Genomic DNA, 15,617 nt, shown 5'->3' with positions numbered 1-15,617 from the left:
ATATGCTTGCCGACGAGCACGACAACAATTTCGACCTGATCCGCCTGCTGGCTGCTCTGCAGGTGGCGTTTTCGCACACCTTCTGGTGGCTGCAGGTGCCGCTACCACGCGAAGTCGACCTGCTGTTGAAGTGCTTCCCCGGGGTTCCCGTATTCTTCGTGGTCAGCGGGTTCCTGATCACACGCTCTTATGTCAGCCGCCAGCGTGGCCTCTGGGCGTACCTGGGCAGCAGGGCCTTGCGCATTTATCCGGCGCTGTGGCTGCAGTACCTGCTGGTCATCGTGCTGCTGGCCTGTACCGGCGGGTTCGCCGTGTCGATGCTGCTGGAGCCGATGTTCTGGAAGTGGTTGTTGTCGGCGATGCTCATCGGCTCCAACTTCTACGGCAACCTGGTCGCCAACTGGGGGCCTTTCACCTGGACGGGCCTGTACCAGAGCTATCCCGCCGATGTGCTGTGGACTATCCCGGTCGAGCTGGGGTTCTACCTGCTGGTGCCGCTGGTGCTCTCCAGAACCCTGGCACGTCTGAAGCTGACGCCCTGGCTGATCCTCCTGTGTTTCGGCGGTTCGCTGGCCTACGCCATGCACGTAGGCCCCATGCTGCTAAACGAGCCGACCACGAGCTCCACCGGTTTGATCCACTCCAGTCCGCTCCCTTACTTCTGGCTGTTTCTCACCGGGGCGACGGTGGCCATCTATTGGCAACGTCTGAAGGTCATTTTCGTCGGGCGAGCGGCCTGGTGGCTGCTGGCATGGGGGGTGATCACCGGCCTTTATTTCCTGAAAACCGGCTCAACGGCCGTGAGGTACCGCATACCTGACCTGGATATCGCCCTGCGCGCCTTGCTGCTGGCGGGTGTAGTGCTCTCGCTCGCCCACTCCTGGCCGCAGCTGTCAGGCTGGATGCGCGGCCGCGACCTGTCCTACGGGCTCTATCTGTTCCACATGCCATTACCGCTAGGGCTCTACTACGCCGGCATGACCGGGCAGGCCTGGCTGGCCTGGGCATCGCTGCTGGTGGCCTTCGTGCTGGCCGCACTGTCCTGGACTCTGGTCGAGGCGCCGGCCTTGAGGCTGCGTCCGCACTTGAGCCAGGCGCACCTCGGCTGGCAGCTGCCGCGTATCTCCGTCGCCGATCTGCGCCTGTGGCGCCCCCGGTTGCTGGGCGTTGCCGCCCTGATGGTTGCCAGCCTGACCGCACTCGCAGTATCGCGCTCGACACTGCTGGACCTGCATGGACCGTCTGCGCTCGAACATTTCTTCGGCCATGACAGTGGCCTGCGCGTGCAGCCTTATCAGAACCCCGATCTGGTACTGCATCGCGGCGATCTGCAGATCAGCAGCGACATGGGCCCGGCGGGGCTGGGCCTGGTGGTCGAGCCCCGCCAGCAAGGGACGCGCAAGCTGGAGCTGATAGGGCGTCAGTTGGGGGCTCAGCCCGTGAGCGGACGCCTGACCATCGACGGCCAGCCGAGCACCTACTTCCGCATGCCTGATGGCCCCTTGTCCCTCACGGTGGCCCCCGGCGCCCAGGTCGAGCTGCTGATCTATGCCGATGTGCCTTATGCCTATGTGATCGAAAAGACCAGCCTGACGGCCTGCTCGGACTGCGTCGTCGATGGGCAGCAGACGAGTGGACTGGCGGCAGCCTGGCATTTCTTCGGCGAGGACAGCGGCCTGGCCGTGCAGCCTTATCGGACCCCCACTCTCGCTCTGGCACGCGGAAATCTGAGAATCAGCAGCGAAACTCCCCCGGCGGGCCTGGGGTTGGTGGTCGAAGCCAGCCAGCCAGGAGTTCGCAGGCTGGAGCTTCTAGGGCGCCAGTTGGGGGATCAGGCAGTCAGCGGGCGCCTGACCATGGACGATCAGCCCAGCACTTACTTCCGCATGCCCGATGGCCCCTTGTCCGTCACCGTTGCGCCAGGCACACGGCTAGAACTGTTGATCTACGCCGACCAGCAGTTCGCCTACCAGCTGGAAGCGTTCAGCCTGGCGGCTTGCGCGGATTGCACCACCGATGCGCAGATGATGACGCGGATCAGGCAGGAGATTCCGGCTCTGAATCTGGCTCCGGAAATGGCGCGGCAGGCGGATGGGTTGGGCGGCGCCACACAGTTGATGCACTGGCTGTCGCCGCGGCTGGTGATCGAAAGTGAGGAGGCCCTGCATGCGGTAATGAGCGGATTGCCGCTCGGGCAGATTCTGACCGAGTCGTTCGAGGCCAAGCGCAATGGCGCCTCCTGCGGCGGCTTCGCTGTGTTCCAGGCGCGGCTGTTGAAGATGTTCGGCTATGAAGCCTTCACCATGGACTTCGGCATACCAGGCACCTTCACCCATGTCACTACGGTAGTAGCCGTCGGCCCCGCCGATGCCAAGCGCTTCTACATCTTCGACCCCACCTTCAATGCCGGGCTTGTAAAGGTTGCAGACAACATGCAACTCGATCTGGACGAAGCGCTGGCGCTGCCGGCTTCCGACGTGCGCTTGCACTCCGCCGAAGAGGCGGTGCGTGATCTGCTGTTGCCGCTGGACTCCTCAGTGGCAGACGTGGTCCAGGCGGGCGGTAGCTGCAGCGTCGAAGGCAGCCGTCAACTGTGCCGTAACGTCAATCAGGTGAACCTGATGCTCGATCCCGTGCGTGCCCGGCTCCGCAAGGCGGGCATCGAGGGCCCGGATATCTGGCTGGGCCTGCTGAAAAAAGGCGTGATCTCGATCACCGGCGCCGAACCCGCTACCCGCGAAGCGCTGATCAAGGTTCTCACCACCCATAACGTCGCGTACTCGGAGAGAGTCTAGCCGTGCGCCATCTGTCGATTCTTCAGCTCCCGCTGCGTGTAGCTCGCTTCCTCCGACGCCGTGCCGCAGGCGCCTGGCACGCAATGCGCGTGGCACGCATCGAACGTGTGCAGCAGTTCGGCTGGAGCCCCGTTGCGGCTCGTACTTTCATGGCCCGAGAGCAAGGTTTTCATCTGGCCAGCGACGACTCCGACTGGGGCTACCAGCTGCGCTCGCTGCCGATCGCGGCGCGTCCCGGGCAGATGGCGGTACTGTCGGTTTCCGGTGAACTGGCCAGCGGCGCCATGGCCATTGGTTGCCTGAATGCCGACGAGTCCAGCTGGCTTGGCAACTATCCGCTGCCCAGAAGCCGTTTCTCCGAGCGTTTCGTCATCGATCCGGGGACCTCCGAGAGACTGACGCTGGTGTTCAGCAACGCGCTGGGTGGCCCTTCGTCGCTGGACGTGACCGACCTGGTGGTCGAGTGGATGCCCGCCGACCTGGCCCGCATGCTCGGCGATTCGGAGTCGTCCATCGTCGCCGAGATCGAGCGGCATATCGCCGAGGCCTCGCCTTATCCGCTCGCCATCGGCAGCGTGCCCAGCCCCGAAAACAAAATCCCCGGCACCGGCGTTTACCTGCGTACCGACTACTGGGTGAAGATCGCCGCCGGCGGTAGCTACGGGCACACCTGCTACGTGGCGCAGGAACTGGCCGCGCGCACCGAAAGGCTGGTGTGTTTCATGGCCAACCGTTTCGATCTGCTCGATGCAATGGGGATCGAGCAGGTAATCATGGATTCGCCGTCGTCGACCTGTAATGAGATCGACGTGCTGAAGGCCTCGCGCTTCTACTATCGGTGGCTGCGCGACCGCCTGGTCGAACTGAAGCCGGCCTATATCTACGAGCGGGCCATCCTGGGCAGCTATGTCGGCGCGCAACTGAGCCGCGAGCTGGGGATTCCCTACATCCTCGAGTACAACGGCTCGGAAATTTCCATGAAACGCAGCTTCGACGAGCGCGGCTATGAACTGGAGGCGGCCTTCGCCGCAGCCGAGCGGGCGGCTTTCGCCCAGGCCACGACCATCGTAGCGATCTCCCGGGTGATCGAGGATGGCCTGATCCAGCAGGGCATTGCGCCAGAGAAGATCCTGTTCAACCCCAATGGCTGCTCGCCCGAGCACTATGCGCCGATCGATACGCAGCAGAAGCGTGCCATGCGCATGGCACTGGGGTGGGAGGCCGACAATAGCGTGATCGGTTTCGTTGGCACCTTTGGCGGTTGGCACGGCATCGATGTACTCGCTGAAGCACTGCCGCGCTTGTGCGAACGCGACCCGAACCTGCGCTTTCTCCTCATCGGCGATGGTAATTTCCGGCATCTCGTGGACGACGCCGTCAAGCGTCACAAGCTGCAGGATCGGGTTCACCTGCCCGGAACGGTTCCCCAGACCGAGGCCGCGAACCTGCTGGCGTGCGCCGATATCCTGGTTTCGCCGCACAACCGGCACATGGTCGATAGCAAGTTCTTCGGCTCGCCGACCAAACTGTTCGAGTACATGGCGCTTGGCGGTGCCATCGTGGCCAGCCGCCTGGAGCAGATTGGCGATGTGCTCACGCCATCGCTCACCACCGAGGACCTGGCACAGGTACATCCCGAACAGATCGATGGCCAGCGCGCGGTGCTGTGCAGGCCTGGCGATACGGACGACTTCGTCGATGCCGTTGCGGGGCTGGCCGCGCGAGCCGACCTCTGGGCTGCGCTCGGCGCCAATGCGCGCCAGGCTTTGCTGGACAACTTCACCTGGGAGCAGCACGTGCACAAGATCATCCGACACGTGGTGCAGCGCTCGGCTGCAATCAAGGGCCAGTCATGATCAGCCGCGGCATTCGTTTTCTGCGCCGGTCGATCGGCGCTGGCCTGCACAGGGTCGCGGCGCCCCACCGCGAGCGGCTGAAGTCCTGGCTGCATGGTCTGGAGACTCGCCAGGAGCGCTATTGGGAGTGGCGCCAGTACCTGCTCGCACGCCAGCCGCCCGATGGCGAAATGACCGCGATATTGCGTCGCAACGGCTGGCCCGGCTTCTACGCCTATCTGATCCGTCAGCGGCGAGGAGACTTCGGCCGGCGCAACTTCCTGCCATCCGACCGCGATGAGGTGGTCCGCCAGTTGCGGGCGGTACCCGGCGAAGCGGAGCGCATCATCGAGAAGGCCGACCGATTGGTAAGCGGCGAATTCGATCTGCTTGGCAGCGGCCCGGTGGATATGCGCCGCGGCAAGCGTGGTGCCGGGCACCGTATCGACTGGAACCGTGACCCGATATCCGGCGAGCGTTATGCCTCGGTGTTCAGCCAATGGCGCTGGTCGCCATTTGCCATGCGCCGTGGTAACGCCGATGTGAAGGGCCCCTGGGAACTGACGCGCTGCCAGCACTTCCCAGCGCTGGGGCAGGCCTACTGGCTGACCGGCGACGAGAAGTACGCGCGTTGCTATGCCCGTACCATTGCAGACTTCATCGCTCATACCCGGCCAGGTATCGGCGTGCACTGGGCCTGCCCGATGGACGTGGCGTTGCGCCTGGTCAGTTGGCAGGCAGGGCTGTCGTTCTTCCAGGGCTCCGGCGAACTCGACAGGCGTTGGTGGCGTCGCTTCCTCAAGAGTCTGGTGCAACACGGGCGGCACATCACCGCCAACCTGGAGTTCGGCACCCTGGACGGGCGCATCATCGTTTCCAACCATGGTCTGGCGAACCTGTTCGGCCTGTACTGGCTGGCCATGAACTTCCCAGGGCTGGATGCCGGTTGTGTGTGGAGAGGGATAGCCGAATCCGGACTGGAACAACAGGTGCGCCTGCAATTGCTGGATGACGGAGGCGGCTTCGAGTCCAGCGTTCCGTACCACCGCCTGGTGACGGAGATGTTCCTCTCCGCCTATGCGCTGTCACTGCATCACAAGCAACCGTTTTCGGCCGAGTACCGTGATCGGTTGGTGAAGGCACTCCAGTTCGTTCGTGCCTTGCGCCAGGATGGCGGGCGCTTGCCGCAGATCGGTGATGCCGATAACGGACGCGCGCATATTTTCGCAGCCTACGACCGCTGGGAGATCGAGCAGGAGCACATGGATCACTTGCTGGCAGCAGGAGCTGCAGTGCTGGGTTGCGAGGCTCTGCGCGGTTCAGTGGATACCTCCGGTCGAGTCGAAGCCTTGTTCTGGCGCGACCCATGGGACCCTGTCCCAACCTGCACGGAACTGCCTCCACCTCTACCTGCGATGTTGTTCGAGCGTGCCGGCGTCGCCGTGCTTCGGCAGGGGGAGAATTACGTAGCGATGAGTAATTCGGTTTGTGGCACCTTCGGTATCGGCAACCACAAGCACAACGATCAGTTGGCTATCGAGTGGGCCATTGGCGCCCAGCCGCTCTTCGTGGATGCAGGCAGCTACACCTACACACAGGATCCCGATGCACGTAATGAATTCCGTTCCACCGCAACCCATAACACTGTCCAGGTGGATGGCGAGGAGCAGCACGGAATGGACCCCAAGGCCTTGTTCCGACTGGTACAGCAGGGCGACCCGGAGTGGGAGTTCCCGGTCTGCATGGACCACTGTGTAGGTGTAATCGGACGCAACTCGTCTTATCAGCGCCTGGCACCTGAACTGCTGCACGAGCGTCGCCTCTGCTTGAGCAGTGATGGTGCGCTGGTTGTCGAGGATCGAATTGGCCGCAGGCCCGGTCACACCTTGCGATGGCACTTTCTGCTCCACCCCAGCGTCAAGGTCACGGTGCAAGCGAATCGGGCCCGTCTCCATTTCGCGGGAGGTGAGGCGATGTTCGAGGCGCCCTCGACGCTGCACTGGTCAATCGAAGAGGCCTGGTATTCAAGTGGCTACGGCGTGCGTATACGCACCGCGGCCATCGTGGCGGAGTCGACTACCTTGACCGGTGCGACATTCGTTGGTGCGCCCCTGAATGGCCCGTCATACGCGCAAGGATGCGAACGCGCCAATGCCTTATGGAAGGCGGAAACTGAAGGACTGCATGCATGAAGACCATTCCACTCGTCGAAGTGACCGACAAGGCCGAGCGTGACACGGGGCGCAGGAAGCGCACCGGTTTCGTCGAACCGGGAATCGCCGCAGGCGTGTCCTGGCAAGGCGTCTGTGCGAATGGAGAAAAGGTGCTGGGCCATTGGCTGTGCGACCACGGCCCGCTCAACTCGCAGGTACTGTCCTCGGAGTTCCAGCTGGAGAAGGGATGGCTCTATACCTTCGATCTCGAAGTCGAGGTATTGCATGCCGCTCCGCTGGCATTGGTACTGATCAGGTCCCAGGACCAGGGCAGCGCGGGAGCCCCCGAAAACTGGCAACGCCAACGGGCCGTGGAGCAAACGGGCCATCACAGGTTGGCGTTCTCCTACGCTCCCGGCGAGACCGGGCGTTTCCGACTGGCGTTGATCAACTACTTCGGTAGCTACTCCCGAGGCAGCGAGTTCAGGCTGGGCGGGCTCGAGATGTTGAGCGCCCCCTATGTGGCCGATGACAGCATTCTCGACGTCGATACCTACCTGCCTACCTGGGGGCCGCTCAAGCGCTATATCCACCGACGCTGCAAACGTTCACGCCTGTTCAACGCATTCGTGGCCGGGATGGAGATGCGCCTGGGGCGCGAAGAGAGCCTGAGCCTTCCGATGTACCTTGCGCTGTGCCCGACCGGGCAGTGCAACGCGTTGTGCGACTTCTGCTCGGTGACCATCAAACGCACCGGGATCATCAAGAAACAGCTCCCGTTCGACAAGGTCCAGCGTTTCATCGCACCGACCCTGAACACCGCCTACATGTACGGTGTGGAAGGCAATGGTGAGCCGACCATCTACAAGGAATTCAATTCGCTGCTGGTCACGCTGCAGAAGAAGGGCGCCTCCTCCTACCTGATCACCAATGGGGCATTGATCGAGCCTGAGCAGATCCCGCATCTGCTCAGCCTTCAATCGATTACCTTCTCGCTCAACGCGGCTACCGCCGAGACGCATCGCGAGGTGATGAAGCTCAAGGAGTTCGACCGCGTCACCCGTACCATCCGCACCATCGTCGACCAGCGAGCCTGGAGCGATACGCCCTGCGTGTTCGTGTCGTTCGTGGTGCATGCGACCAACGTCCACGAACTGCAGGAATTCCTGCAGTTCGCCGAGTACGACCTGCGTGTCAACGTCATCATGATCCGCCCGCTTTCGGAGTTGGGCGCCGACCTCGGTGCGGTGGAGGACCTGCGTGAGATCGTGCCTTATGAATCGCAGGTCAACGATGCCCTGGACGCAGCGCGGGAATACCTGGAGGACGTACCTCGACGCAGGATTCCCTACACCAACAACGACTGCGATATCCGTCTCGATCCATCCACTTTCCGCTCCGTCCGCCCCGACCCGGTGGACCGGGTCATCATGCCGCCCGGCTATGAGGGACGCCTCCTCGCTCCACGCCGCAATGACTGGCACTGCTCCGACGCGGCCATGAGCGTTTCCTGGACGCTGAACCGAGCAGTACTGCGTTGCCCGCGGCAGGGTACCTGGCGCAGCGCAGCGACGCCGGTCGAGCCTGGCAGGAAGCTGCTGTTCAAGGCCCGGGTGATGCAGGATGGCTCCTCCCTTACGCTGTCGGTGCGGGGTGAAGCCGGCGAGGTATTGGCCAGCCTGGTGATCCAGCCGGTCCCGGGCGATCAGGACGTGGAGCTGGCTTTCGAGACCGGAAGTTCATCCCGTGTGTCCCTGGAGTTCAGTTGCACCGAGGCCTGCGTCGCCGACATCGATTTCATCCGGGTCATGCGACCCGGGGCCGGTATCCGCAGCGAGTTCAAGCTACCGTTACCACGACGCTGGCAGATCGACAGCCCCGGCGTGCGAGCGCGCTGGGAAGGCAACCTGCTGGATATCGACGCCCAGGAGAACCTGTCCGGACGCTACCTGATCAAGTCCTATTCCAATCCCTGTGCACCGAACACGCGCCTGGCGCTCCCCATCAAGGTCGAGGTCCTGGCGGGTAGGCTGGTCATCGGCGTATTGAGCGAGGACTTCCAGAAATGGACGCACCAGTTCGCCTTCGAGGCTGGCCACCACGAACAGGAGCTGATCATCGATACGGCGGACAACCACCGCCTGCAGGTGGTGCTGTTCGCGCGCGGTGAGGCAGCCCTGAAGGCGCGCATCGACTGGGGCGACACCCTGGAAGCCGCCCCCGACAGGGAGCGCGAGGGCGTGGAGAGCATCGAGATGGAGGCCATCGCTGGCGAGCCAGAGGCAGCCGCCGTGGTCGCCAAGCCGAAGACTGAGCCTGCGCCGAAGCAAAAGGTGCGTTACTACTGCCAGAAGCCCTGGACAGACATCAACAACTTCACGGTGGATGGACGGATGGACGTCTGCTGCATCACCACTGGGCCAAGCCAGGAACACTACGCCCTGGGCAACATCTTCGAACAGGACTTCCAGCAGATCTGGAACGGCGAGCGTATGCGCGAGTTCCGACGCACGGTGAACTCCGATACGCCCTTGCCGCCCTGCCAGCGTTGTCCCATGGCCTACGGCTACCAGGGTCCATTCTTCGATCGCACACTGGCGGATGCCAGCATCGCCCAGTACGCCATCACTAACCGGCAGGCTGGTCGACACGTTGTGCGGCGCATTGCCGCCCGGCTGGTGGACAGGCTCAGGAAACCCGTGGTGGCGATACTTTTCCGGGGCTTCAAGCGATGATCCTGCGGATCGCCCGCTCGGCCGGTCGCGTGCTGTCGATGATCTGGTCCTACCGCGGAGTGCTGACGTCGATTACCCGCGTGGAGCTGGCCAAGCGCTATTCGGGTTCGGCGCTGGGCAAGGCCTGGCTGCTGATCAACCCCTTGTTGCTGCTGGGCATCTACCTGTTCGTCTACCTGGTGGTGTTCAAGATGCGCTTCCCGGGGTACAGCGAGTTCGACTACACGCTCTACGTGTTCGCCGGCCTGGTGCCCTACATCGGCATGAGCGAAGCGCTCAACAGTGGTGCGGTGTCCCTGCGACAGAACATGCATCTGGTGAAGAACGTGATGCTGCCGGTGGACCTGATCCCCGTTCGCACCGTACTGGTTGCCCTGGCCGGGCAGGTGGTCAGCATCCTGATCGTGGCGTTACTGGTTACAGGTGACGGCAATATCAGTTGGCGCTTTCTGCTCCTGCCTTTGGTCATCGTGCTGCAGGTGCTTTTCTTGCTGGGTTGCGTGTTCGTGCTTTCGGCAGTGGTGGTGGCGTTGCCCGATGTCGCCAACTTCGTGAACCTGTCGTTGCTGCTGCTGATGTTCATATCGCCCATCGGCTTCAAGCCCGAGATGGTGCCGGGCGGCTTCCAGGCGATGATCTACCTCAACCCGGTGTACTACATGACGGAGGCTTTCCGTACCGTCCTTCTGGGGAATCACCCGATCGACCTGGAGGCGCTGGGCTGGTTCGCATTGATCTGCGTGGTGACCTTCGCCCTGGGCTGTGCCTTCTTCCGGCGCTTCAAGAACATGCTGGTGGACTATGAGTGACGTGATCATCCGCGCCGAAGGGCTGTCCAAGCTGTACAAGCTCTACGCCAAGCCTCACTACCGGTTCCTCGACATGCTGGGCCTCTTGCGCCGCGTCGATGCCTACCAGGAACACTGGGCCATCCGTGATGTGAACCTGACCATCTGCAAAGGGGAGAAGGTCGCCTTCATCGGTCGCAATGGTGCCGGCAAGAGCACGCTGTTGCGCCTGATCACGGGGGTGACGCAACCCACCGAGGGCCGTTTCGAGGTCAGCCAGGGCGCACATGCGCTGTTGCAGATCGGCACCGGTTTCCATCCGGATTTCACGGGTCGCGAAAACGCGCTCGCATACCTTGCGCACCTGGCCGTTACAGGCGAGCGCGCCAATCGGAAGGTCGAGGAGATCATCGCCTTCTCCGAGCTCGAGGAGTACATCGACCAGCCGGTCAAGACATACTCGAGCGGCATGATGGCACGCCTCATGTTCGCCACATCCACCGCCATCTCCCCCGAGCTGTTGGTACTCGACGAGATACTGGGAGTGGGCGACGCCTACTTCGCGAACAAGAGTTTCGAGCGTATCCGCGAGATGGCGGAGGAGAGCGGTACGACCGTGCTACTGGTATCGCACGATGTCTATTCGGCCGCCAAACTGTGCAACCGCATGATCTGGATGGACCGTGGCAGTGTGCTGCTCGATGGCCGCAGCGACGAGGTCATCCGCGCCTACGAGCACTCGGTACGTCTGCAGGAAGAGGCTCGCCTGCGCGCCAAGGCCATCTCCACACGCAAGGCGGGCATATGCCTGCTGGAACTCTCGACCGTAGGCCAGGCCCCGCTGCAGGGGCAGCTTCTGGTCCGCGCGGTGCGCCTGTTCGATGGCGAGCGCCTGCTTGGCGAATACCTCATGCGGCACGGTGACCCGGTTTTCGAGCCATCCTCGGGTTTCGACGAGGTCGATGGCGAGGCCGGTCTGCGCATGATGGCTGACGGCGGGGCGGTCAAGCGTTGCCGTCTGGTGCTGGACCTCAGCCGTCAGCAGGTCCTGGGCTCGGCGTTGGCCGTGGAGATCGACTATGTGGCCAGCGCGAACAACAGGCTGCTGTGCGAGCTGTGGCTCAAGGACAAGTGCGAGCTGCGCAGCGAGCTGGATCTGGCTGCAGAGCCGTCTTCGTGGTCGCGGGTACGCAGCGGGTTGCTGCCACCGGAAACCCAGTTGGCCAAGCAGTCCGACGTGCATGGCTCGGGCCGTATCTGGTTGGAGGACATCGAATTGTGTGGCGAGGACGGACAAGCCCGCTTCGTCTTCGACGCCGGTGAGGCGATCAGCGTGCTCTGTAACTACCGGACCGAGCAACGGAGCGGTCCGCTGCCTGTAGAGTTCCTCTTCGCCTTCCACCGTGATGGAGTTACCGATATCGCCCGCCTCAGTGCCGGTAATGTAAGCGTCGCGCCTGGTTACGGGCGACTGCGCTTCGAATGGTCCGGTCTGAAGCTTGGACTGGGCACCTACACCTTCACGGTCTTCGCGGTGCGACCCGGCTATTTCGAAGAGAATGACGGCAAGTTCTACTCCATCAACGATGATGTCTATTTCGCCTTCAATCGCGGTCTCGAGATCACCATCAAGGGCAATGGCGGCAAGCTCGCCGGCGCCAGCACCCTGCTACCGATGTGTGTGACGGTGAGCAGCACCTGCCCGGAGTCAGCCTGATGATTGCACCCAACATCATGGAGCTGTGGCTGTTCGATACCTGCAACTTCCGTTGCGGTTACTGCAGCCTGGTGGATAGCGGCGCGGTCGAGCGAACCGAGCAACTCGCACCGTTCCGCGACACGGCCTACATCGACCGTCTGGTGCGCTTCTTCGCCGACAACCGACCCGCCGGGCGCCCCTGGATGATCCAGATGACCGGGGGCGAGCCGATGCTGATGCCCAACCTGGATCGTTTCTGCGAGGCGCTGGCCGGGCAGGGCGACAGCGTGGCGATCTACAGCAACGGCTCAGTACCCGTGCGCAAAGCCTTTTCCGACAAGGCCGTCCAGGCGCTGGCGTACATCCAGTTCAGCTTTCATCCGGACTGGCACATCGGCAGCCATTCCATGGACAAGTTCTTCGACAACGCCCGCGAAGCCCGTGAGCTGGGCATTCCCTGCCTGGTCCGCTTCGTCGGTGCACCCGCGGTGCTGCACCTGCTGCCGGTACTCGACGAGAAGTGCCGGGAGGCGGGCGTCGGCTTCCTGCCGACCACCCTGTTCGATCCCCGCTACCCCAAGGCCTACACGGCGGAAGAGCGCGCCTACCTGGCATCCTACATGTCCGGCTACTCCAGCCTCATGCAACTCGATGGCGGCGTACTGGTAGGCGAGGGCCGTACCTGCGTAGCCGCCGACCGGGTCTTTGCCGCACGGCTCAGCCAGGGTGGCGACATCACCCCCTGCATCAGTACCGGCCTACCGGTCCTGGGCAACATCTTCGAGAACCGGCTCGAGGCCATCCCCGGCTCCAAGCCCTGCTACAAGGGCGACAAGATCTGCTCCTGCGACGTGCACTTCCAGCAGGAACTGGTGGACGGCATCAGCGACCGGGAAGATTTCAACGCCATCCTGCAGGGCCAGGTCCGCCACCGCGCCGCAGAGTACCCGCAGTGGCTGGCACACAACGGTATCGTCACCAGCAACGACCATTGGGTCGGGCAGGGCACGCTGGCATACGAGACCCAGGGTCTGCTCATCAAAAAGGTCAAGGCATGAGACTCAGCTTCACCGATGAACTGCAGCGTGATTTCCCGGATGAGTTCCGCATCGCCGACAACGCCGCTCGGCAGGTGATGGCCTGTATCGACGGCAAGGATTACTCGGCCCTGGAAGCGCATTCGCCGGGCCTCAAGGGATTCAACTGGGCCAACTACATCAACCTCAGCTCGATCCGCATGGTCCGCGCTCTGCGCTTGTTGCGGCGGCATGCGAGTCCAGGTGCCAAAGTGCTGGATTTCGGCGCGTACTTCGGCAACTGCGCGCTGATGCTGGCCCAGGCCGGTTACCAGGTTACAGCGCTGGACTCCTATGACAGCTACGGGGCCTGCTTCGATGACAACAAGCGATTGCTGGCGGAGCATGGCGTGACTGTGCGGAACTTCACCGACTTCGAGCCGTCCGGCGATCATGACGCCGTGATGCTGATGGGGGTGATCGAACATGTACCGCATACACCGCGCCTGCTGCTGCGCGACGTGCACCGGGCACTGGTTCCCGAAGGACTGATGGTCCTCGATACGCCTAATCTGGCCTACATCTACAATCGCCAGAAGCTTTCGCGGGGGCAGTCGATCCATCCGCCGATCCAGAGCCAGTTCGCCACCCAGCTGCCTTTCGAAGGGCATCACCGCGAGTACACCGCCAGCGAGATCGAGTGGATGCTGGAGGCGTCCTCCTTCGCCACGCTAGAGTCCGAGGCCTTCAACTACAGCCTCTACGGCCTAACCGAACTCGCCGGCATCGACTTCGAGAACCACCAGGCGATGCAAGCAGACCCGAGCCTGCGCGAGTTGCTGATCTACGCAGCGCGAGCGGTGGTACCGAAGGTTTCTGCGGCCCGGGCTTCCCATGCCGATTGAGCGGGCCGCCGGTGATCTGGCTGGCGATCTCGCCCAACTGGTCGTTGCATTGGTCACGCCCCAGGGTGACGGCGACAAGGCGCCTGATACGGACATAGGGACGCCTTTCAGCACCATGAGTCAGGCTGACTGGTGCGAGGCTGTCTACCTGTGGAACCGTGACGGCCGCCCTCTCATCGCGGGGCTCGAACAGCGTGCCTGTCCTGCTTGTGGAGCGACCGGGGAGCATCGCCGGATCTTCGAGTCCTATGACGGCTACGCCTACGAGGAGTGCGGGCGCTGCGGCTGCTGGCATGTTCCGCTGGTGGTCGACGCACTGCTTTTCGAGCGATTCTTCGAGCGCTGCCCCAAGGCGGCGGAGGTCGCTCTGCGCTCCTTCAACAAGCGCATGTCCGAGGAGAACCGTAGCGCCGATCTGGCTCGGTTCGATGACTATTTCACACGACTGAGCCCACTGTTCGCACAGCGCCGAGGTGGACGTTACCTGGACATGGGCTGTGGCCTCGGTAACTCGCTGGTAGCGGCCGGCGCGCATGGCTTCGAGGCGTTCGGCGTGGAGTCCTCGCGCGAGTGTCTGCGCCTGTGCCAGGAGGCCGGGCTGGATGTCAGGCACGTCGAGCAGACCCTACCGCCAGGCGGCTTCGACCTGATCAGCTTCTGGGAGTCCCTGGAACACATGGCGGACCCCGCGGCCATGCTCGGTCTGTGCCATCGCCTGCTGGCCGAGAACGGCGTGATCGCCTTCACCGTCCCCAACCTCGACTCACCCCTGCTGCGGGCACAGCGCGGAGACTGCAGCGTGGTGCACGGGGGCTACGACACCCCGGGCCATATCAATCTGTTCGGCGCATCGCATGTCAGCCAGCTGCTGGCACGTTGCGGGCTTGCCCTGCTGCACATCGATGGGCAGTACGGCATGAGTCTTCCCGAGCTGGCGGCCTACATGCTGGGGCGTCACCGAGGCGCGGCAGACCTGCTGGGCGGCCGCAGCGAATCCGAGCCATTGCCATTGGTAACCCGCACGCTGCTTAACGCCATCGGTCCTGCTGTCTCGCTGCTCGAGCGCCTTTCGCTGACAGCCCCCATCCTTTTCGTGGTGGCCTGTCGCCAAAGCGATGCAGCCGGGCTGGCTGAGCAGGCGCGTGCCATGGATCGGCGACGCGATGAGGAACTTCTGGCGCAAGCGACGCCGATGGCACGGTCCAGCGCGACTGCGCAGGTGGCCACGGAGCGGCGCGAAGTGCTGCGGGTACAGGAAGAAGCCGGTAGGGCGAGCGAAGCGCTCCATCAGGAAATCGTCCGGCTGCGGGACGAGGCGCTCAGGCTTGCCGAGCAATACAACGAGGGGGCGACACGGGCGCAGGACGCGGCGAATCGCGTAGCCGAGGAATTGCTTCAGGTAACCGCTCGCGTAGCGAGGGAAGAGTGCAAGGTGACCGAGCTGCGTCAAGAGGTGAATCGAGCAGAAGCAGAGGTGAGAGAGCGCAACGCCTTGCTGGCAGCCCGCGAGGCCGAGGTGGAACAACTGGGCAGCCGCCTCGGGGCCGTGTCCCGCGAGTGCGCCGCGCTGTCGGCTGAGCTGCAGCAGCTCAAATCGACCTGGCTCTACAAGCTATCCCACCTGCTCGACGGGTGGCGGCGCAAGACCCGGGTGCAAGACAACGACATCAACAACGACCGCTGAGAGCCGT

9 protein-coding genes are annotated in these 15,617 nt (G+C 63.2%); all 9 read left to right on the top strand.

The features are described 5' to 3' along the window. The first annotated feature begins 2 nt into the window (after positions 1–2). The 9 genes from ACYJSS_RS18365 to ACYJSS_RS18325 are packed head-to-tail and all read left to right on the top strand — an operon-like array spanning position 3 to position 15,610. On the top strand, positions 3–2,795 hold the full coding sequence (locus ACYJSS_RS18365) for an acyltransferase family protein (protein WP_236204862.1): 2,793 nt from the start codon (positions 3–5) through the stop codon (positions 2,793–2,795). 2 nt (positions 2,796–2,797) lie between these two features. After that, a complete protein-coding gene (locus ACYJSS_RS18360) occupies positions 2,798–4,651 on the top strand; it encodes a glycosyltransferase family 4 protein (RefSeq protein ID WP_236204863.1) in 1,854 nt (617 codons plus the stop codon). Continuing rightward, positions 4,648–6,822, top strand: coding sequence for an alginate lyase family protein (locus ACYJSS_RS18355; protein ID WP_236204864.1), 2,175 nt, complete (start codon positions 4,648–4,650; stop codon positions 6,820–6,822). Before ACYJSS_RS18360 ends, ACYJSS_RS18355 begins: the two co-directional genes overlap by 4 nt. Further along, complete coding sequence (locus ACYJSS_RS18350) at positions 6,819–9,518, top strand: radical SAM/SPASM domain-containing protein (RefSeq protein WP_236204865.1); 2,700 nt, start codon at positions 6,819–6,821, stop codon at positions 9,516–9,518. Before ACYJSS_RS18355 ends, ACYJSS_RS18350 begins: the two co-directional genes overlap by 4 nt. Then, positions 9,515–10,327 (top strand): ABC transporter permease, encoded by an 813-nt coding sequence (locus ACYJSS_RS18345; RefSeq protein ID WP_111261810.1) that lies wholly within the window; start codon positions 9,515–9,517, stop codon positions 10,325–10,327. Before ACYJSS_RS18350 ends, ACYJSS_RS18345 begins: the two co-directional genes overlap by 4 nt. Further along, complete coding sequence (locus tag ACYJSS_RS18340; RefSeq protein WP_236204866.1) at positions 10,320–12,023, top strand: ABC transporter ATP-binding protein; 1,704 nt, start codon at positions 10,320–10,322, stop codon at positions 12,021–12,023. Before ACYJSS_RS18345 ends, ACYJSS_RS18340 begins: the two co-directional genes overlap by 8 nt. Then, on the top strand, positions 12,023–13,063 hold the full coding sequence (locus ACYJSS_RS18335; RefSeq protein ID WP_236204867.1) for a radical SAM protein: 1,041 nt from the start codon (positions 12,023–12,025) through the stop codon (positions 13,061–13,063). Before ACYJSS_RS18340 ends, ACYJSS_RS18335 begins: the two co-directional genes overlap by 1 nt. Then, positions 13,060–13,926 carry a class I SAM-dependent methyltransferase gene (locus ACYJSS_RS18330; RefSeq protein WP_236204868.1) on the top strand — a complete coding sequence of 289 codons (867 nt, stop codon included), beginning with the start codon at positions 13,060–13,062 and terminating at the stop codon, positions 13,924–13,926. Before ACYJSS_RS18335 ends, ACYJSS_RS18330 begins: the two co-directional genes overlap by 4 nt. Then, positions 13,916–15,610 (top strand): class I SAM-dependent methyltransferase, encoded by a 1,695-nt coding sequence (locus ACYJSS_RS18325; RefSeq protein ID WP_236204869.1) that lies wholly within the window; start codon positions 13,916–13,918, stop codon positions 15,608–15,610. Before ACYJSS_RS18330 ends, ACYJSS_RS18325 begins: the two co-directional genes overlap by 11 nt. Positions 15,611–15,617 lie beyond the last annotated feature (7 nt).

The sequence above is a fragment of the Pseudomonas sp. No.21 genome, assembly GCF_054558415.1.
This window is presented reverse-complemented; position numbering and strand designations above follow the sequence as displayed.